Source organism: Synechococcus sp. H70.2 (genome assembly GCF_047462275.1).
GTDB lineage: Bacteria > Cyanobacteriota > Cyanobacteriia > Thermostichales > Thermostichaceae > Thermostichus.
Map to the genome: position 1 here is coordinate 118918 of NZ_JANSIU010000007.1, position 17642 is coordinate 136559.

20 protein-coding genes are annotated in these 17642 nt (G+C 61.0%); 9 read left to right on the forward strand and 11 right to left on the reverse strand.

Features of this window, described 5'->3' with window-relative positions:
- Positions 1-16 precede the first annotated feature (16 nt).
- Positions 17-1651, forward strand: coding sequence for an AAA family ATPase (locus NW822_RS08655; protein ID WP_414404169.1), 1635 nt, complete (start codon positions 17-19; stop codon positions 1649-1651).
- Positions 1652-1877: 226 nt separating this feature from the next.
- Positions 1878-2600 carry a pentapeptide repeat-containing protein gene (locus tag NW822_RS08660; RefSeq protein ID WP_414404170.1) on the forward strand — a complete coding sequence of 241 codons (723 nt, stop codon included), beginning with the start codon at positions 1878-1880 and terminating at the stop codon, positions 2598-2600.
- A gap of 194 nt (positions 2601-2794) precedes the next feature.
- Here the strand turns inward: NW822_RS08660 and NW822_RS08665 are convergent, their stop codons facing one another.
- On the reverse strand, positions 2795-3718 hold the full coding sequence (locus tag NW822_RS08665; protein ID WP_414362441.1) for an NAD(+) kinase: 924 nt from the start codon (positions 3716-3718) through the stop codon (positions 2795-2797).
- Positions 3719-3891: 173 nt separating this feature from the next.
- Here NW822_RS08665 and ispE point away from each other — a divergent pair, with 173 nt between their 5' ends.
- Both ispE and leuC read left to right on the forward strand, forming a co-directional pair.
- Entirely contained in the window at positions 3892-4848 is a 957-nt protein-coding gene (gene ispE / locus NW822_RS08670) for a 4-(cytidine 5'-diphospho)-2-C-methyl-D-erythritol kinase (RefSeq protein ID WP_414404171.1), read from the forward strand.
- Positions 4849-4959: 111 nt separating this feature from the next.
- Positions 4960-6363 carry a 3-isopropylmalate dehydratase large subunit gene (gene leuC / locus NW822_RS08675; protein ID WP_414362439.1) on the forward strand — a complete coding sequence of 468 codons (1404 nt, stop codon included), beginning with the start codon at positions 4960-4962 and terminating at the stop codon, positions 6361-6363.
- A gap of 56 nt (positions 6364-6419) precedes the next feature.
- On the opposite strand, the gene thiD is transcribed toward leuC, so the two are convergent.
- From thiD to NW822_RS08720, 9 genes are all read right to left on the reverse strand, one after another.
- The gene (thiD, locus tag NW822_RS08680; protein ID WP_414404172.1) at positions 6420-7268 is read right to left on the reverse strand and encodes a bifunctional hydroxymethylpyrimidine kinase/phosphomethylpyrimidine kinase; all 849 of its coding nucleotides are present in this window, start codon (positions 7266-7268) and stop codon (positions 6420-6422) included.
- A 37-nt stretch (positions 7269-7305) separates the two neighbouring features.
- Positions 7306-7506, reverse strand: coding sequence for a hypothetical protein (locus NW822_RS08685; protein WP_414404173.1), 201 nt, complete (start codon positions 7504-7506; stop codon positions 7306-7308).
- A 30-nt stretch (positions 7507-7536) separates the two neighbouring features.
- Positions 7537-7845: a 2Fe-2S iron-sulfur cluster-binding protein gene (locus tag NW822_RS08690; protein WP_414362436.1), complete on the reverse strand. Its 309-nt coding sequence runs from the start codon at positions 7843-7845 to the stop codon at positions 7537-7539.
- 8 nt (positions 7846-7853) lie between these two features.
- Positions 7854-8102, reverse strand: coding sequence for a DUF1816 domain-containing protein (locus tag NW822_RS08695; RefSeq protein WP_414404174.1), 249 nt, complete (start codon positions 8100-8102; stop codon positions 7854-7856).
- A 57-nt stretch (positions 8103-8159) separates the two neighbouring features.
- Positions 8160-9053 carry a 23S rRNA (guanosine(2251)-2'-O)-methyltransferase RlmB gene (rlmB, locus tag NW822_RS08700; protein WP_414404175.1) on the reverse strand — a complete coding sequence of 298 codons (894 nt, stop codon included), beginning with the start codon at positions 9051-9053 and terminating at the stop codon, positions 8160-8162.
- Positions 9054-9094: 41 nt separating this feature from the next.
- Positions 9095-9517, reverse strand: coding sequence for a ribonuclease III domain-containing protein (locus tag NW822_RS08705; RefSeq protein ID WP_414362433.1), 423 nt, complete (start codon positions 9515-9517; stop codon positions 9095-9097).
- 26 nt (positions 9518-9543) lie between these two features.
- On the reverse strand, positions 9544-10002 hold the full coding sequence (locus NW822_RS08710) for a photosystem I reaction center subunit XI (protein ID WP_414362432.1): 459 nt from the start codon (positions 10000-10002) through the stop codon (positions 9544-9546).
- An 85-nt stretch (positions 10003-10087) separates the two neighbouring features.
- The gene (locus NW822_RS08715; RefSeq protein WP_414362431.1) at positions 10088-10207 is read right to left on the reverse strand and encodes a Photosystem I reaction center subunit IX; all 120 of its coding nucleotides are present in this window, start codon (positions 10205-10207) and stop codon (positions 10088-10090) included.
- A 55-nt stretch (positions 10208-10262) separates the two neighbouring features.
- On the reverse strand, positions 10263-10808 hold the full coding sequence (locus NW822_RS08720; protein WP_414404176.1) for a Photosystem I reaction center subunit III: 546 nt from the start codon (positions 10806-10808) through the stop codon (positions 10263-10265).
- A gap of 191 nt (positions 10809-10999) precedes the next feature.
- On the opposite strand from NW822_RS08720, the gene tsaD reads away from it, so the two are divergent.
- On the forward strand, positions 11000-12097 hold the full coding sequence (tsaD, locus tag NW822_RS08725) for a tRNA (adenosine(37)-N6)-threonylcarbamoyltransferase complex transferase subunit TsaD (RefSeq protein WP_414404177.1): 1098 nt from the start codon (positions 11000-11002) through the stop codon (positions 12095-12097).
- On the opposite strand, the gene mnmG is transcribed toward tsaD, so the two are convergent.
- Positions 12058-13992 carry a tRNA uridine-5-carboxymethylaminomethyl(34) synthesis enzyme MnmG gene (gene mnmG, locus NW822_RS08730; RefSeq protein WP_414404178.1) on the reverse strand — a complete coding sequence of 645 codons (1935 nt, stop codon included), beginning with the start codon at positions 13990-13992 and terminating at the stop codon, positions 12058-12060. The two genes, tsaD and mnmG, sit on opposite strands and share 40 nt — an antisense overlap.
- A 232-nt stretch (positions 13993-14224) precedes the next feature.
- Between mnmG and thrC the strand changes: the two genes are divergently transcribed.
- The 4 genes from thrC to NW822_RS08750 form a co-directional block, all read left to right on the forward strand.
- Entirely contained in the window at positions 14225-15544 is a 1320-nt protein-coding gene (thrC, locus tag NW822_RS08735) for a threonine synthase (protein WP_414404179.1), read from the forward strand.
- A gap of 296 nt (positions 15545-15840) precedes the next feature.
- Positions 15841-16116, forward strand: coding sequence for a ubiquitin-like small modifier protein 1 (locus NW822_RS08740; protein ID WP_414362426.1), 276 nt, complete (start codon positions 15841-15843; stop codon positions 16114-16116).
- A 17-nt stretch (positions 16117-16133) separates the two neighbouring features.
- Positions 16134-16721 carry a DNA-3-methyladenine glycosylase gene (locus tag NW822_RS08745; RefSeq protein ID WP_414362425.1) on the forward strand — a complete coding sequence of 196 codons (588 nt, stop codon included), beginning with the start codon at positions 16134-16136 and terminating at the stop codon, positions 16719-16721.
- A 70-nt stretch (positions 16722-16791) separates the two neighbouring features.
- The coding region (locus tag NW822_RS08750) for a peptidase C39 family protein (RefSeq protein WP_414404180.1) at positions 16792-17642 on the forward strand (851 nt) is incomplete at its 3' end.

The following is a 17642-nucleotide window of genomic DNA, read 5'->3' on the forward strand; positions in this document are numbered from 1 at the left end:
GCTAGCAGCTAGATCCATGAGTTCCTCAGATCTCGCCTTTGCCAGCAATCACCAAGACATTCTCACGCTGCTGGACTTGGTGGTTCGCGCTCGCTACCCTTTGATCTACCTGGTTACTCCCGAAGAAGCCCCAGCAGAGGAGCTGCTACAAGTTCTGGCCGATTCTCTCAAACCCAAGCGCAAACTCCTAATCTGGGATATCGTCTCTGGCTGGTCAGATAACGGCCAAAACAAAGGTCAATTGATGCCTGCTCTGGGCCGCATCGGCGCTATCAAAGAGGACGAGGCGGTTATTTGTGTTCTCAAGGATCTAAACCCCACCCTGAGAAATCCAGAACGCTCAGATAACTATCCCGTTATCCGCTACCTAAAAACCTTGGCCAGAGAGGGCCGCCACAGCCGCAAGTCCATCATCCTCTTGGGTCAAGAAGCCGTTGTCCCTGCCGAGCTGCGCGAGGAAATTGTAGTCTATGATTTTCCCCTGCCCAGCATCGACGAAATTGAGCGGATCATTACCCGCGCGATCCCTGCCCGTCAACTGGAGCTAAGCGGCCCAGCGCGGGAACAACTGGTTCGAGCCTGTCAAGGGCTGACCCGGCAGCGCATTGAGCGGATCCTGGCCCGCGCCCTAGCCGCCAAAGGCAAGGTCAGCGAGGGCGATATCGACCTGGTTCTGGAAGAGAAAAAGCAATACATCCGCCAGACGGAAATCCTGGAGTTTTACAACCCCTCCGAGACCCTGCAAAATGTCGGCGGCCTGGAAAACCTCAAAGCCTGGATTCGCCAGCGCCGCAACAGCTTTAGTGCCCAGGCCCGCGACTATGGCTTGCCCAGCCCCAAGGGCATTTTGCTGGCCGGGATCCAGGGCACCGGCAAGTCCCTCTGTGCCAAAACCATAGCCCGCGAGTGGCGCATGCCCTTGCTCCGGCTGGATGTGGGGCGACTCTTCGGCGGGATCGTCGGCGAAAGTGAAAGCCGCGTGCGCCAGATGATCCAAATTGCCGAAGCTATGGCCCCCTGTGTTTTGTGGATTGATGAGTTGGATAAGGCCTTTGGCGGCGTCAACAGCGAGTTTTCAGGAGATTCGGGCACCAGCAAGCGGGTCTTCGGCAGCCTAATTACCTGGATGCAGGAAAAAACCAAACCCGTTTTTATTGTTGCCACCGCCAATAATGTCCGCATCTTGCCGGCTGAGTTGCTGCGCAAAGGCCGGTTTGATGAGATTTTCTTTGTCAATTTGCCCAACCAGCGGGAGCGGGAGGAAATCTTCCAAGTCCACATCCAGCGGCTGCGGCCCAACCGCGTGCGGGATTTCTCCTACCCTGAGCTGGCCATGGCCAGCGAAGATTTCAGCGGGGCAGAAATTGAACAGGCCATCTACGATGCCATGCACATGGCCTTCAACCAGGATCCACCCCGCGAGTTTACCCAGGAGGACATCCTCAGCGCCATTCGCCAAACCGTTCCTCTGGCCGCCATCGCCCGCGACCAGATTCAGGACTTAAAAGCATGGGCTGCCGAGTCCGGGGCGCGCACGGCCTCCCAAGACCAACAGCTTGTGCAGGAGCTGCGAACGCTGGTGCAAAAAAGAGGGCTGGGCCCCATCGAAGTCGACAGCCCCTCTTCGTTTTTCCCCTCCTCCCCCTCCTAAGTTCTCAGTCCTGGTCTTCTGGCGGGATGTAGCAGCCCTACCAAAACCAAAGGTGTTCAGCTCCCCAGGGATCCAGCAGACAGCGGCTGCTTTGGGCTACGGGATCCCTGATTTTGGTGGTCGATTTGGGGGCTGGAAGCTTACCAAGCTGAAGTAATTGCCAAAACTGACCGGGCCTATGGCTTATGCAGCAGCAGGTAGTTGGAAGGTTAACTTGAGGTTAGGGATGGCGGAAACCTTTGATCCTGTTCTGGGTGGGCAGCAATTGGCCGGCTCCGATCCGGTCATGGGAGGCTTGGTAGCCGTTGAGCAAGCCCTAGACAGTCCGGATCCCAAGGTGAGAATCCAAGCAATCAAGGGTGCTCTGAAGTACGGATCCAGAGGGGCCGAGCTTGTTATCCACGCCCTGCAAAATGATCCCAACTGGGAGGTGCAGTTTGCGGCTTGGGAGACGCTGCTGGAAGCGGAGGATCCGCAGCATGTGCAGGTGGCAAAGTCCTATCGCCTTCCCCTCCGACAGCTTGGAGATGTCCGAGCAAGGTATGAAGCGGGAGAGCGAGATTTCCGCTGGGCCAAGCTAAGCAGGGCTGACCTGAGCCAGGCCAACCTGAGCGGGACCAACCTGAGCGGGGTCAGTCTGAGCAGGGCTGACCTGAGCCAGGCCAAGCTGAGCAGGGCCGACCTGAGCGGGGCCAACCTGAGCGGGGCGGACCTGAGCGGGGCTAACTTGATCTTGGCCAAGCTGAGCGGGGCCAACCTGAACCAAGCCAAGCTGAGCGGGGCCGACCTGTGGCAAGCCAACCTGAGTGGGGCCGAGCTAAGGGGAGCAAACCTGGACGGCACGGATCTGAGAGGAGCAAACCTAAAGGGCGCAAAACTAAGTCCCGGCTGGGATCGATTTGTCGACTTGAGCGGGGCCATCCTCCCCGACGGAACTATCCATCCCTAGGCGGATCCCTTTGCTAGACTACCCACAGCGTCGCCCCTTGGGTTTTGTGGATTGATTGAGTTGGACAAAGCCTTTGGCGGCGTCAACAGTAAGTTTTCAGGGGATGCGGGCACTGGCAAGCGGGTCTTCGGCAGCGCCTCCATCCAACGGCCTCCCAAGACCAACAACTTGTGCAGGACTCCTAAGTTCTCCGGCTAGGGCAGCTCTACCGAGGTAGGCTTAGAAGCATAGGTTAGGCCCCAGCCCAACTTCTCGCGCATGACGCGGAAGAACTCCGGTCGGCGGAGGCGAATCAAATCTGTCCAGTAGGGGGCGCGGACAACGCGGATTTGGTCTTCTGGCAGGATGTAGCAGCCGGCATTGCCGTCGGCTACCAAAACCAGCGGTTGGGGGCTGGCGGGGCTGATCCACACCTCTTCCGAATCGGGAAAAACCAGAGCCCGTGAGGCCATTGAGTGGGGACAGATAGGGATCAACTGCAACACCGGCAGACTGGGAGTGATGACGGGCCCTCCCGCCGAAAGGGCATAGGCCGTCGAGCCAGTGGGGGTGGCTAAAATGATGCCGTCGGCAGCTACATCCAAAGGTGAGTGCTCCCCAATGGTTACTTCAAAGTGGCACATGCTGGTCAAGGGCTCGCGGTGCAGCACCATTTCATTGAGGCTGAGCACCTCCCAGCGCAACTCATGGCCGCGGTAGGCCTGCACCAGCAGCATGCTGCGGCGATCTAGGATGTACTCGCCGGCAATGGCTGCCTTGGCTGCCTCTTCTAGGTGGCTGAGGTAGGTCTCCGTCAGAAAGCCCAAGTGGCCAGTGTTCACGGCCAGCAAAGGGATCCCTTTGGGGGCCAGTTGCCGGGCTGCTGCCAAAACAGTGCCATCTCCCCCCAGCACCACGGCAAACTTCATGCTTTCGTCAAAGCCGGCGGGGGCCAAGCTGTCCACCTTCGTCAAGCAAACGGGACTATCGGGCTTGGCGTAGCCGAGAATGCCGCCCCAGTTGGGGGCAACACAGACCTCCCAGCCCTGTTCTTGAAACCAGCGGGCCAAGGTTTCGCTGCTGCGCTTGGCGGCGGGCTTGGCGTCGTTGTAGAGGATCCCAACTTTGGGCTTGCTCATGGGGCAGTGGTGAGGCAGAGGGTGCCAAAACTTTATCAGTTCTGGAATAGCTGCAGCAAAAAGTAGCTAGCCCCAGGGTTCTACCCAGATCCCTTGCCTTAGAATCGGGCTGAAAGGGCTCCCCAGATTAGGTCTGTGTTTGCGTTGGTCTGGACAGGCTGAGGGGAGTGGAGATGCATTGCCAACCCCGTTCTCACCCCATGCAAGCCTGTACCCTGATTGCCCGCGCCAAGATCAATCTTTACCTGGAAATCCTCGGATCCCGCCCCGATGGCTATTCCGAGGTGGCTATGATCCTGCAGAGCATTGCTTTGGCAGATCGCGTGCGTCTCCAGCGCCGTGCCCACGGCATCCACCTAATCTGCAGCCACCCGGAGGTGCCGGCAGATGGCCGTAACCTAGCCTACCAAGCGGCTGAGCTGCTGCAAAAGGAATGTCAGGCCGATCTGGGAGTGGAGATCCAGCTGGAAAAACAGATCCCAGTAGCAGCGGGCTTGGCGGGCGGCTCAGCGGATGCGGCGGCAGTTTTGGTGGGACTCAACCAGCTCTGGGGCTTGGGCCTAACGGTAGGAGAACTCCAGAACTTGGCGGCGCGCCTGGGATCCGATATTCCCTTCTGCGTACAGGGAGGGACGCAGCTAGCCACGGGGCGGGGAGAAGTTTTACAGCCCCTGGCCGACTGGGAAGGGATCCCCCTGCTCTTGGCCAAGCCCCGGTATCTAGGGGTTTCCACCGCCTGGGCCTATCAGGCCTTTCGCACTCGCACTGCCGCTTCCTTACCTTCTGTCGCGTCCTCCTTGCCGAGCTTGCCCCAGGTGCTGGCTGCTCTGGAGCAGCGGGATCTGCTGGCCTTGGCCCGCAGTTTGCGCAACGATCTGGAACAGCCAGTTTTGGCAGAGTACGCCATTGTGGGAAAATTGCGCCAGGCCTTGCTTGAGGCAGGGGCATGGGGGGCCTTGATGTCGGGCTCGGGGCCGACGGTGTTTGGGATCATGCCCAGCCTGGAATTGGCCGCCCAAGCCCGCGACAGCCTGCGTCGCCACTTTCCGGAGGTGGATTTCTGGGTAACCCAATCTGCTCCCACCGGCATCTTGCTCGAGCCGGATCCCCAGCCGCTTGACCCCCCCTAGAGGTGCCCGCTAGCTTGGCTGGGAAAAGGGCCCTGGCCGCCCCTGCCTTGGCAAACCTTAGAATTAAGAGAAATTAAGAAAGATCGGCTTGGCCGCGGGCTAGAGAGGAAGATGAGCGAAAGAACGCTTTTTGACAAGGTCTGGGACGCCCATACGGTGCGGGTTCTGCCCTCGGGGCAGACGCAGTTGTTTATCGGCCTGCACCTCATCCACGAGGTGACCAGTCCCCAGGCTTTTGCCATGCTGCGGGAGCGCCATCTGCCGGTTCTCTTTCCGGAGCGCACCGTGGCTACAGTGGATCACATCATTCCCACGGACAACCGGACGCGGCCCTTTGCGGATCCCTTGGCGGAGGAGATGATCCAGGAGCTGGAGCGCAACTGTCGCCAATACGGCATCCGCTTTTACAACAGCGGCTCCGGTCGGCAGGGGATCGTGCATGTGATTGCGCCGGAGCAAGGGCTGACGCAGCCGGGGATGACCATTGCCTGCGGCGATAGCCATACTTCTACCCACGGCGCCTTTGGAGCAATTGCCTTTGGTATTGGCACCAGCCAGGTGCGGGACGTGCTGGCCACCCAAACCTTGGCCCTGTCTAAGCTCAAGGTGCGCCGTATCGAGGTTCAGGGCAGCCTGGGGCCAGGAGTTTACGCCAAGGATGTTATCCTGCACATCATCCGCAAGCTGGGGGTCAAAGGCGGGGTGGGCTACGCCTACGAGTACGGCGGCAGCACCATCGAGGCAATGAGCATGGAGGAGCGCATGACCCTCTGCAACATGTCCATTGAAGGGGGAGCCCGCTGCGGCTACGTTAATCCCGATGCGGTAACCTTTGAGTACCTAAAGGGACGGGAGTTTGCTCCTCAGGGATCCGACTGGGAGGAGGCAGTGGCCTGGTGGAAAAGCTTAGCCAGCGACGCCGACGCTGTCTATGACGATGTAGTGGTGTTTCAGGCCTCTGAGATTGCCCCCACGGTCACTTGGGGGATTACCCCCGGCCAAAACATTGGGGTAGACGAGCGGATCCCTGCTCCCGAGGAGCTGCCAGAAAGCGAGCGGGAGCTGGCTAGGGAAGCCTATGCCTACATGGGTTTGCGGCCTGGGGATCCCATTGTGGGCACGCCAGTGGATGTCTGCTTCATTGGCAGCTGCACCAATGGCCGCTTGAGTGATTTGCGGGAGGCGGCCAAGATTGCCAAAGGACGGCGGGTAGCGCCTGGAGTGAAGGCGTTTGTCGTGCCTGGCTCGGAGCAGGTCAAGCAGGAGGCGGAACGCGAGGGCCTGCGCGAGATCTTTGAGGCGGCAGGGTTTGAGTGGCGGGATCCCGGCTGCTCCATGTGCTTGGCCATGAACCCAGACCGCCTGGTAGGCCGGCAAATAAGCGCCTCTTCTTCCAACCGCAACTTCAAGGGCCGCCAGGGATCCCCCACGGGACGCACCCTGCTGATGAGCCCGGCCATGGTGGCGGCAGCGGCAGTAAGCGGCAAAGTGGTGGACGTGCGGGAACTGCTCTAGCCAACCCTCCCCTAGCAGGGTGAGCCCGTGCCACCAAGCTTGCTTTCTGGGAAGGGCTAGGACTGCAGCAGCGGGTAGAAGTGCCCTACCGGCCCTTGTCCTGCGCCGATGGCCAGAGGATGCCGCAGGGCGTCGGTAACATAGGCCTTGGCCGCCAGTGTTGCCGTCAGGGGATCCTTTCCCCAAGCCAGTTGTGCTGCAATGGCTGCCGAGAGGGTGCAGCCGGTGCCGTGGGTGTGACGGGTGGGGATGCGCTCGCTTTTGAGGACCTCCAGCCGCTCGCCGTCAAACCACACATCCACCCCCTGCAGTTCCCCTGGCATACCTCCCCCCTTGACGAGTACAGCCTTACAGCCCAGGGCGTGGATGCGGCGGGCCGCTTCCTCCATATCCGCCAGCAACTGCAGCTCCATCCCTGCCAAAATCTGAGCCTCGTAGCGGTTGGGGGTAACGACCTGAGCCAGAGGGATCAGCCGCTCGCGGATGGCCTGGATGGCATCCTCCGCCAGCAGCTTGGCCCCCGTGCGGGAGACCATCACCGGATCCACTACCAGCGGCTGCAGCGCCCAGCGTTCCACCTGGCGGGCCACCTCCCCCACAATCTCGGCATTGAGCAACATGCCGGTTTTGATCCCTTGCACCCCAATGTCTTCCACTACCGCCTCAATCTGGGCAGCCACCGCCTCCGGGGGTAGGGGATCCACTCGCTTAACCCCCAGGGTATTCTGGGCAGTTACGCAGGTAAGGGCAGAAGTGCCGTGAACGCGCTGGAAGGCAAAGGTGCGCAGATCCGCTTGAATGCCTGCTCCGCCGCCGCTATCGGAGCCGGCGATGGTGAGGGCCACAGGGGGACGCTGCTCGGCCAAAGTTGAAGCTGGGGCCGCTTCAGGTTTGGAGACAGACATGGCAACTGCCGGGGGTACCGCTAGCCATTTCTATAGCCTAAACCCAACTCGCCTCGTCCGTGGTAGCCACCACCTCCACCCAAACCCTCTCCCCCTCCACCGCCGTCAGACTCCAGCGCAGGAGGCGGGCTGGCTGCCCCAGCTCTTGGGCCACTTGTTGGAGAAGGGATCCCTCTATTTGAGAAGCAGAAAGCGGCAAACTTAGGGGCAAAGCTAGACGCAGAAAATGGAGCTTCACAGCTTGGAGATACTTGATGCTAGACCAGGGCTAGGAGCCAAACTGCAAGCGGTAAACCTCCTCCTCTTGATCCGTTTCCACCTCCAAGTCGGAGGTAGGGTAGGCTACGCACAGCAGAACAAAGCCCTGAGCCTTGAGTTCCGGCCCGATCCCCATTGCGTCAGGCTGGGCTACGGATCCCGACTTTAGCCGCCCCGCACAGGTGGTGCAGACTCCCGCCTGACAAGAGGAAGGTAGCTCCAGGCCGTACTCGAGAGCTGCCTGTAAAACCGTCTGATCCGCCGCGGCAGGAAACTGGTAGGTCTGGCCCCGATGATGGACAGTGATCTGGTAAACCATAGCGAACCTCAAGAACCCACCTGTGAAGGGGTGTGAACCACCGTCAGCGTCTGCGGCTGGCGCATTTTCTTTATCTGAACCTCGATCTTTTCAGCCCCCTCCGCCTTTAGGTCAGCGATGTAGTGGCTTTTGTGCGCTTCCGCTTCTTTCTCGCTGGCGAAGGGGCCGTAGTAGTAGGTGCAGTCGTCGGTGGTGATCTCAATCCAGACCGCTAAGCCACGCAGCCTATCCAACAGCCAGACCAAAGGGTTGCCCACAGGATCGATCCCCCCCATTCACAAGTGCCAAGGATTGTTCGGGATCTGCCGCAATCATTAATTAGATTCTACTGCCTTCGTTGAGGATTTGTTGAGAATTGTTTCAGTCTCGGCGCGTTTGAGCTGGTGGGGGGAGCGCTGCCGGTGGATCTCATAAAGGGCGATGCCTGCTGCCACCGAGGCATTTAAACTCTGGGTGCGGCCTGCCAAGGGAATCGACAGCAGTTGGTCGCAGTGGCGCTGGGTGAGTAGGCTGATGCCTTCCCCTTCGGATCCAATTACCAAGGCAACGGGTCGGCGAAAGTCGGCGCTATAGACAGGGGCAGCCCCTTGGCTGGTGGTGCCATAGATCCAGAACCCCTGCTCTTTGAGGTATTCCAGGGCGCGGTTTAAGTTCACCACCCGCGCCACCGGCAGGGTAGAGAGGGCCCCCGCTGCCACCTTCATCGCGGTTGCGGTGACGCCTGCCGCCCGCCGCTGCGGGATCACCATCCCCTGCATGCCAAACGCCTCCACGCTGCGGGCAATGGCCCCCAGGTTGTGGGGATCCTGGATCCCGTCTAGCACCACCAGCACCGGCTGGGGGCTAGCCTGGCGGCTCTGTTCCACCAGCTCTTCTAGATCCACGTAGCAATAGGGGGTGGTCTGGGCAGCGATCCCTTGATGGTTAGCTCCGCCGGTGAGGAGGTTTAGCCGCTGGGGAGAGACCTCATCAATAACTGTGCCGCGCGCTTTGGCCTCCTCCAAGAGTGACAAAAACTGGGGGCTATACCGCAGCTTTGGCACCACCCAAACCCGGTTGAGGGTAGCGCCGCTCCGCAGGGCCGCCAATACCGTTTGGCGACCGTAGATGATCTCTTGTTCCGCCTCGGCCTTGGGATCCGTGGGTTGCCGCAACTTGCGTGGGCGAGAAAGTTGTAGAGGAGCTTTGGGCTGAGAAGGCTTAGGCATGAGAGGAAAACGGTGCCGAGCAGACGCTGATCCTAACCTTCCTAGTCGTCTATCGTCTCAGCCAAAACATCGGTGAGGGCAAGAATAGAGCGCAAGCGGTCGGGATTGGTGAGGTAGAGGTAGCCCAGGATAGTTTCCAGGCCACTGGCATTCTGATAGTCAACTAGGCTTAGATGCCGGGGTGGGCGACCACAACCATTGCGGCCCCAGCGGACAATAGCCTGCTCTTCAGGGCTGAGATAAGGTAGCAGCGCTAACAGCAACTTGGCCTGAGCCGAGCTACGCACTCGCTTCACCACTTGCTGATGGTAGCGCTCCAGGCGATCTGGGGGAAACAACCGTTGCCGCCGCACGTGCAGTTCGTAAATGGCATCCCCCAAGTAGGCTAGAGCAGCTGGCGACAGGCGACGGATCTCGGTCAACGACAATCTCTCAGAAGTGGGATCAAGGAGTGGATTAGTCACGGCTGCTCCCAAAAAATGCTGGAAACTTAGCGAAGGGGGGGAAACAGGAGATCCCCATTGAGCAAAAGCAGGTAAGCAACCATGGCTCCCCCCATCCCCCCTATTAAAAAGCCGGCAGCCAATTCGCTCCAAGACTGGGATCCCTGCCCTGACCCACCATGGCGCGGCGAGGAGACGCTGCCGTAGAGCGAGAGGGCCGCCGTCAGGATCAAAATGAGACCACAGGCTCCCAAGAAGCCGCTCAGCAGGCCAATGGGCTCGTTGCGCAAAGGCCCAAGCTTGGCAAAGGGCCCCACCAGCCAATAGCCGTGGGCCATGCCAATTTCCAGACCTCGCCAGATGGGGCTGGCTCCCGGGCGGTTGATTGGTAGCCAATTTAAGAAGAGACGAACAGCAGGCGCATGGTTAATTGGGGTCTGCAGGTTGCCAATTTGCGGATCCCCTTCGGGGACAGTGATGTATTCCTCGACAGTGGGCTCAAGCATGGGGCAATCTTGTGTCAGGCCAAGAGAAGCCAAGGAAATTAAGCAGGGATCCCCATGGCTTGGCGGGGATCCCTGACCCTCTGATTTAGAACGTCAAAATGTCGGGGAAGAAGCGATTGATCTCAATAAAAAGGGCAAGGACGAAGCTAGAAAACAAAATGAGGGCTACCGGAGCGGTGGTGAGAAATTTGGTGAAATCAGCCATATCGACCTCTCACAGGGAATGGGTTGACTTAAGCTAATCAGGCAAGATCCCTTCCTCAGCGAGGAGAGATGGGAACAGCCTCCTCCGGCTCTCGAATGTCACCACTGGCAATTTCCTTGAGGGCAGCTGCGGGCCAAGCCAAAGCCGTCAGGAAACAGCGCAGTGCCAAGGGGACGTCGATGATACTTTCTTTCATCTCCGGCTCATCGCTATCGCGAACGGCAATCAGGTAGGAGCGGCCTGCCCAGCCCAACCAGCCGGCAATGTAGAGGAAAAGTAAGCCAGGGATGAGAAACTCACCGGCATGGCTCCAGCGGCCATCGGTAACCAGGTGGGGCAAGCCTTCCTCGCCACAGAGCAGCTTGCTGTAGCGTTCAAAACGCTTTTCGGTTTGGACCAACTTTTGCTGGTAAAGAGGAGCCAACTCGGGGCTGGCATTGCGGATTTTCTCTTCGAGGCTGCTCAGGCGCTGCTCTCGCAGGGCCTGGAAAGCGGGAACTTCGCTGCAAGGCTTCAAACCAATCAAGGGCTCTGCCTGCACAGCCTGGGTAAAACCAAGCGCTAGGCAAAGGGCCAAAAGAAGACTCAAAAGGGTTCGCATGGCAGGATGTGTCCTTGAGCTAGGGGTCTAGGATGATGCTCAATGGGCAGGAATGCTTAGTGCAGAAACGGGCACTAAACGGTTAGTATCATACTCCCGAGTGCTTCGCCTCGACGGATCCCGGGTTTTAGCTCACACAATTCTTAAGGATCCTCAAGCATTCCTACCCCTTTTCCTTCCCTTGCTCTCCCATGGCCCGCGTCCTCGCTATCGAAACCAGTTGCGACGAAACGGCTGTGGCGGTGGTGGAGGGGGAGCCGAGCTGGCCAACCTTTGCCCCGCGGCAGCTTAGCTCTGTGGTGGCTAGCCAGATCGACCTCCATGCAGCTTACGGAGGCGTGGTGCCGGAGGTGGCCTCCCGCCGCCATGTGGAAACCCTGCCCTTTGTGCTGGAGGCAGCGCTGCAGGAGGCCGGGCTGGGCGTGGCCGATCTGGATGCCATTGCTGTTACCTGTGCGCCGGGCCTAGTGGGATCCCTGCTGGTGGGGCTGATGGCGGCCAAGACCTTGGCCCTGCTCTACGACAAACCCTTGATTGGGGTGCACCATCTGGAGGGCCACCTCTTCAGCGGTTTTTTGACCGAGCCCGACTTGCGCCCCCCTTGTCTCTGCCTTTTGGTTTCAGGGGGCCACACCAGCTTGATCTGGATGAAGGACTACGGGGAGTACCAGACGGTAGGCCGCACCCGCGACGACGCTGCCGGCGAAGCCTTTGACAAGGTGGCGCGGCTGCTGGGGCTGGGCTACCCCGGCGGGCCCCCGATCGACCGTTGGGCGCAACAAGGGGATCCCAACCGCTTTCCCCTGCCTGCGGGCAAGCTAGCTCACCCCTACGACACCAGCTTCAGCGGCTTGAAGACAGCGGTGCTGCGCCTAGTCCAACAGTTGCAGCAAGAAGGCCGGGAACTGCCCGTGGCCGATATTGCCGCCAGCTTCCAGGCCTGCCTCACCCGCGTGCTGACCGAAAAAGCGGTGGCCTGTGCCGAGGCGCTGGGCCTCTCGACCCTGCTGGTTACAGGGGGGGTGGCCGCCAACCGGGAGCTGCGGGCTCGCCTGCTGGAAGCGGGCCGCCACAAGGGCCTGCGGGTGATCATCCCGCCTGTTGCCCTCTGTACCGACAACGCCGCCATGATTGGGGCAGCTGGCCTCTGCCACTGGCTGCGCGGGGAGGTCTCGCCCCTGGATCTAGGCGTGGCTTCGCGCCTGCCCCTAGAAGAGATCCCTGCCCTCTACGGCAAGGGGGGCAGAGATTACCGCGAGGTGCTAACGGGTTCTGCCGTGGCCCTCTGACGTTGCCGCACCTCGAGGTAGATCAGCAGGGCGTTGATGTCGGCGGGGTTGACGCCGCCAATGCGAGCGGCCTGGCCCACCGTCAGGGGGCGGACGGCCGCCAGTTTCTCCCGCGACTCTTTGGAGAGGGTGGGGATGGAGTGGTAGTCCAGATCGGGGGGCAGGGGGCGGTGGTACTGCTTGCTCACCTGCTCAATTTGGTTCTGCTGCCGCTGGATGTAGCCGCTGTATTTGACGGCAATTTCTGCTGCCTCCTGCTCAAAGGGATCCAGCTCCTCATTGCCCAACCCCAGCTCCAGTAGGTTGGCATAGTGAATCTGGTTGCGGCGCAGGAGCTCGGCTAAGGTGGCGGATCCTTTGATCCCCTGGCCAGTCAGTTGGCTAAGGTGGATCCCGGCGGGGTCGTGGGCTTTGACCCGCTGGGTTTCCAGGCGCTCGATCTCAGCGGCAAGGCGGGCTTGCTTGGCCTGGAAAAGAGCCCAGCGGCGGTCGTCGATGAGGCCCAACTCTCGCCCCAGAGGAGTAAGGCGCTGGTCGGCGTTGTCAGCACGTAGGATGAGGCGGTATTCGGAGCGGCTGGTGAGCATGCGGTAGGGCTCCCGCAGCTCTTTGGTGCAGAGGTCGTCGATGAGGGTGCCGATGTAGCTGGACTCGCGCGGCAGCGTCACCAGCGGCTTGCCCTGCACCAGGCGGGCGGCATTGATCCCGGCGATCAGACCCTGGGCTGCCGCCTCCTCGTAGCCGGTGGTGCCGTTAATTTGGCCGGCGCAGAAGAGCCCCTGCACTTTTTTGGTCATTAGGGTGGGGTAGAGCTGGGTAGCCGGTAGATAGTCGTATTCCACCGCATAGGCAGGCCGCAGCATCACGCACCGCTCCAGGCCGGGCAAGGAGCGCAACATCTGGATTTGGATTTTCTCTGGCATCCCCGTCGAGAACCCCTGGATGTAGAGCTCCGGCAGATCTCGCCCCTCTGGCTCGATGAAGACCGGGTGCCTCTCTTTGTCGGCAAAGCGCACGATCTTGTCTTCAATGCTGGGGCAGTAACGCGGCCCTTTGGCCTCCACCCAACCGCCGTAGACAGGAGTTTCGTGGAGGTTCTCCCGAATGATGCGGTGCGTCTCTGGGGTGGTGTAGGTGAGGTAGCAGTCCATCTGCTCCCGCGGCACCCACACCGCTGGGTCAAAGCTAAACCAGCGCACGTCGGGATCCCCTGGCTGCCGCTCCATCACCGAAAAATCGACGCTGCGGCGATCCACACGGGCAGGGGTGCCAGTTTTCAGCCGGCCTGTCTCAAAGCCCAGTTGGCGCAGGGTGTCGGTCAGCCCCTCGACGGCAAATTCCCCCGCCCTGCCGGCAGGTTGCCAGTGGCGGCCAATCCAGATGCGCCCTCCCAGAAACGTGCCTGTGGTCAGGATCACCGCCCGACAGCCGAAGACACTGCCAAAGTGGGTAACCACGCCCACCACCTCATCGTTGCGCCCCAGCACCAGGTCGGTGACGGTGCCCTCGCGGAGCGTCAGGTTGGGTTGGTTTTCCACCACTGAGCGCATCACCCGCGCGTACTCCCGCTTGTCGGTTTGCGCCCGCAAGGCCCACACCGCTGGCCCCCGCGAGCGGTTGAGGATCCGCTTCTGCAAATAGGTGCGGTCGGTAACCTTGCCCATCTCGCCGCCGAGGGCATCGATTTCGTGCACCAGTTGCGACTTGGCCGGGCCGCCGACGGCGGGGTTACAGGGCTGCCAGGCAATCTTGTCCAGGTTCAACGTCAGCATCAAGGTATTGCAGCCCAAGCGTGCTGCTGCCAGGGCCGCTTCACAGCCAGCATGCCCCCCACCCACGACGATTACGTCGTAGTGGTCGAGAAAGTCCACGTTGTCCCGTCCAACTTTGAGCATACGGTGGCCTTTGCCGCTAAATAGCGGGATCCCAATTTTTTTCCAGTTTAGCGAGAGGGGCAGCGCTTGAGACGGCGGGGCTTTTCAGTCCCTCGCCCATCGCCTGCCTTCGGCCAGATCTAATCCAGACTATTTTAGTCGGATTTAGTTGACGGGGTAGATCGGGGGTGATAAGATTGGCCTCGACGATGGGTCAACCAGATCCAGCCCTTTCTCCTGCCTGAGGCTTCCTATGACGCAAACCCTTTCTCAACGCCCGCTCAGCCCTGCCCTGCGCAACCCCCAGGTGGGCTTCAGCCGCTTGCGCTGCCGCGAATGCGGGGCCGAGTACGAGCCGGTTGCCAAGCACGTGTGCGACCTGTGTTTTGGCCCCCTCGAAGTGGTCTACGACTATGACTGGCTCAAGGGTGCCGTCAGCCGGCAGAGCATCCAGGCCGGGCCGCTGTCCATCTGGCGCTATCTGCCTTTTCTACCGGTGGTTTCGGAGCGGCCCATCGATGTGGGCACCGGCATGACCCCGCTGGTGAAGGCGGAGCGGCTGGGCCGGCGGTTGGGGTTGAAAAACCTCTACCTCAAAAACGATGCGGTCAACATGCCCACCCTCAGCTTTAAGGATCGGGTGGTGTCGGTGGCCCTAACCCGCGCCAGGGAGCTGGGCTTTACCACCGTTTCCTGCGCCAGCACGGGCAATCTGGCCAACTCCACCGCCGCCATTGCCGCCCACGCTGGCTTAGATTGTGTCATCTTCATCCCAGCGGACTTAGAAGCGGGCAAAGTGCTGGGATCCCTCATCTACAACCCCATCGTCATGGCGGTGGAGGGCAACTACGACCAGGTCAATCGCCTCTGCGCCGAGGTGGCCGATCGCTACGGCTGGGGCTTTGTCAACATCAACCTGCGCCCCTACTACGCAGAAGGCTCGAAAACCCTGGCCTACGAGGTGGTGGAGCAACTGGGGTGGCAACTGCCGGATCAGGTGGTGATCCCGCTGGCGTCCGGATCCCTGTACACCAAGATTTACAAAGGTTTTCAGGAGTTTGTGAAGGTGGGGCTGGTGGCGGAGAAGCCGGTTACCTTCCATGGCGCCCAGGCCCAGGGCTGTGCACCCATTGCCCAGGCCTTTCGCGAAGGACGGGATTTTGTTACTCCCGTTAAGCCCAACACCATTGCTAAGTCGATTGCCATCGGCAACCCTGCCGACGGCATCTACGCCTTGGAGATTGCCCGCAAGACCGGCGGCCAGATCGCGACGGCTACGGATCCTGAGATTATCGCTGGCATCAAGCTCCTGGCCGAGACCGAAGGTATCTTCACTGAGACGGCCGGCGGTACCACCATCGCCGTGCTCAAACACCTGGCCGAAGCTGGCCACCTCGATCCCGAGGCGGTTACGGTTGCCTACATTACCGGCAATGGCTTGAAGACCCAGGAGGCGGTGCAGGCGCAGGTGGGCCATCCGCTGGTGATCTCGCCCAAGCTGGAGAGCTTTGAACAGGCGCTGGAGCGGGCCCGTACGTTGGAGCGGCTGGACTGGCAGGAGGCTTCGGTTTAAAGCGAGGGGGATCCCCCTCCCAAACCCAACTGCTCAAGAGCTCTGCACCATGCCTCTTCGCCTTTGCCCCTTCCAATCTGGCCTTTGGGCAATTGCTGCCGGGCACTGGGGAGACGTGGTTGCAGCCGGCCAAGCGGGATCCTCCCTACCCCCTTGGCAGGGCTGCCGCTGGATCCATCCAATGGCAGCATCCGGGTCGAAGGGGCCAGCGTGAACTTACGGCGTGATTCACGGCAGCGATGGGGTGCTGCTACCCTAGTCTTCTAATGTTGGTCAATGGACAAAGCATTGGACTTATGGCGGTCAAGGTGTTAATTCCCACCACGCTGCGGGCGCTCACCCGGGATCAGGAGGTGGTCAGTTGCGAGGGATCCACCATTCGGGAGCTGCTGGAGGCCTTGGAGCAAAGCTATCCAGGCATCAAGGCGCGGCTGTGCGATGAAAAGGGGGAATTGCGCCGCTTTGTTAATCTCTATGTCAATAGCGAAGATATTCGCTTCCTTCAGGGATCCGACACGCCTCTTCAGGATGGGGATGAGGTGAGCATCGTCCCTGCTGTTGCCGGCGGCTGACGGCTGCCGAGCCTGCTGTGGATCCCAGGGACTGGTTAAGCCAGCCGGCGCCGCTGGTGGCACCGGCTTTGCTGGGCATGGTGCTGGTGCGGCAATTTGCCGATGGGCTGCAGGTGCGGGCCCAGATCGTGGAAACAGAAGCCTATACAGCTGGGGATCCGGCCTGCCACGCCTATCGCCGCAAAACCCGGCGCAACCAGGTGATGTTTGGGCCACCAGGGCATCTCTACGTCTATCGCATCTACGGCCTCTACCACTGTCTAAATATCGTCACTGGGGCCGAAGGGATCGCGTCAGCAGTACTGATCCGGGCAGCCCAGTTGGATTGCCTGCCGGAGTGGATCCCGGCCAATAAACGACGGAAACCGGCGCGGGTGGCGGCAGGGCCGGGCCTGCTCTGCCAGGCGCTGCGCATCGACGGATCCCACAACGGCTGGCGGCTGGAGCGGGTGGAAGCCGGTCAGGAAGGCATTTGGCTAGAGGGATCCCCCTCTGGGCCAGCCCAATGGACCATTGTCCAGACCACCCGCATCGGTATTACCCGCGGCGTGGAGCTCCCCTGGCGCTGGTACATTAAGGGGCACCCGGCAGTGTCGCGCTACTAGTGGGGGCAAGCAGAGCATGGGGGTTGCAAAAGGCTGGAGCGGTTGGCAGGGTCTGCTCGGGCTGGCTGGCGTGACTGTACTGCTTCTGCCGGCGTTGGCCCAGCCGGCTCCCACTTCCCCAGGACTCCTGGCAATGCAGGCCCAGATCCCCTCCACCTACCGCACTGGGTTGCAGCGCTGGCAGGCCCCCCAAGGCTTTCAGGACTGGTCAGCCCGCGGGATCCGGCTGAATGCCCAAGGGCAATTGGTTTTGGATCCAGAGGGCTGGCGCCAAGAAGTCAGCCTTGAAGGGCCTGAGTCGGCGTTTCAGGGCCGGCCTTTTTATCCCCCCGGCCGCTATTGGGTGGGAGAAGCCGTCAGCGCGGAGGTTCCCGCCAGCTTTCCTCTGGTGGAAGCGATCGTCTCCTGGAATGCCACCACGCCCCCCGGCACCTGGCTGGAAGTGGGGATCCGGGCCAAGCTTGCGGGGCGCTGGACGAAGTGGTATCACGCTGGGGTGTGGGCCGCCGATCCGGCCACCCTGGCCAGCCACTCCGTGGGCGGGCAGGCAGATGAGGACGGCAACCTCAACACGGATTTGTTGGTGCTCCAGGATACCCAAAGGGGGGCCGAAGCTTTTCAGGTCAGGGTGCGCCTGTTCACGCAAGAGCCAGGCCGTTCCCCCCTTGTGGATCAGGTGGCGGTTGCCTTTTCCAACCAGCCAGCCCAGCCCAGCCACCTCCCCCCTGGGGATCCCAGCCGCTGGGGCCAGGTCTTGGATCTGCCCTTGTGTTCCCAGATGGTCTACGCTGACGGGGGAGCAGCTTGGTGCAGCCCCACCGCTTTGGCCATGGTGATGGCCTACTGGCCGCGGGATCCCCGCCCCTGTGAGCCGTTGGTGCGCGCCGCGGTGGCTGGGGTGTACGACCGGGTTTACCAGGG

What these genes read in the sequence shown, in the direction of transcription:
- NW822_RS08720 (WP_414404176.1), bottom strand. Translation starts at nt 10,808, where the DNA reads ATGCGAACCCTTTTGAGTCTTCTTTTGGCCCTTTGCCTAGCGCTTGGT.
- leuC (WP_414362439.1), top strand. Translation starts at nt 4,960, where the DNA reads ATGAGCGAAAGAACGCTTTTTGACAAGGTCTGGGACGCCCATACGGTG.
- ispE (WP_414404171.1), top strand. Translation starts at nt 3,892, where the DNA reads ATGCATTGCCAACCCCGTTCTCACCCCATGCAAGCCTGTACCCTGATT.
- NW822_RS08740 (WP_414362426.1), top strand. Translation starts at nt 15,841, where the DNA reads ATGGCGGTCAAGGTGTTAATTCCCACCACGCTGCGGGCGCTCACCCGG.
- mnmG (WP_414404178.1), bottom strand. Translation starts at nt 13,992, where the DNA reads ATGCTCAAAGTTGGACGGGACAACGTGGACTTTCTCGACCACTACGAC.
- rlmB (WP_414404175.1), bottom strand. Translation starts at nt 9,053, where the DNA reads ATGCCTAAGCCTTCTCAGCCCAAAGCTCCTCTACAACTTTCTCGCCCA.
- NW822_RS08655 (WP_414404169.1), top strand. Translation starts at nt 17, where the DNA reads ATGAGTTCCTCAGATCTCGCCTTTGCCAGCAATCACCAAGACATTCTC.
- tsaD (WP_414404177.1), top strand. Translation starts at nt 11,000, where the DNA reads ATGGCCCGCGTCCTCGCTATCGAAACCAGTTGCGACGAAACGGCTGTG.
- NW822_RS08710 (WP_414362432.1), bottom strand. Translation starts at nt 10,002, where the DNA reads ATGCTTGAGCCCACTGTCGAGGAATACATCACTGTCCCCGAAGGGGAT.
- NW822_RS08665 (WP_414362441.1), bottom strand. Translation starts at nt 3,718, where the DNA reads ATGAGCAAGCCCAAAGTTGGGATCCTCTACAACGACGCCAAGCCCGCC.
- thiD (WP_414404172.1), bottom strand. Translation starts at nt 7,268, where the DNA reads ATGTCTGTCTCCAAACCTGAAGCGGCCCCAGCTTCAACTTTGGCCGAG.
- NW822_RS08715 (WP_414362431.1), bottom strand. Translation starts at nt 10,207, where the DNA reads ATGGCTGATTTCACCAAATTTCTCACCACCGCTCCGGTAGCCCTCATT.
- NW822_RS08690 (WP_414362436.1), bottom strand. Translation starts at nt 7,845, where the DNA reads ATGGTTTACCAGATCACTGTCCATCATCGGGGCCAGACCTACCAGTTT.
- thrC (WP_414404179.1), top strand. Translation starts at nt 14,225, where the DNA reads ATGACGCAAACCCTTTCTCAACGCCCGCTCAGCCCTGCCCTGCGCAAC.
- NW822_RS08660 (WP_414404170.1), top strand. Translation starts at nt 1,878, where the DNA reads ATGGCGGAAACCTTTGATCCTGTTCTGGGTGGGCAGCAATTGGCCGGC.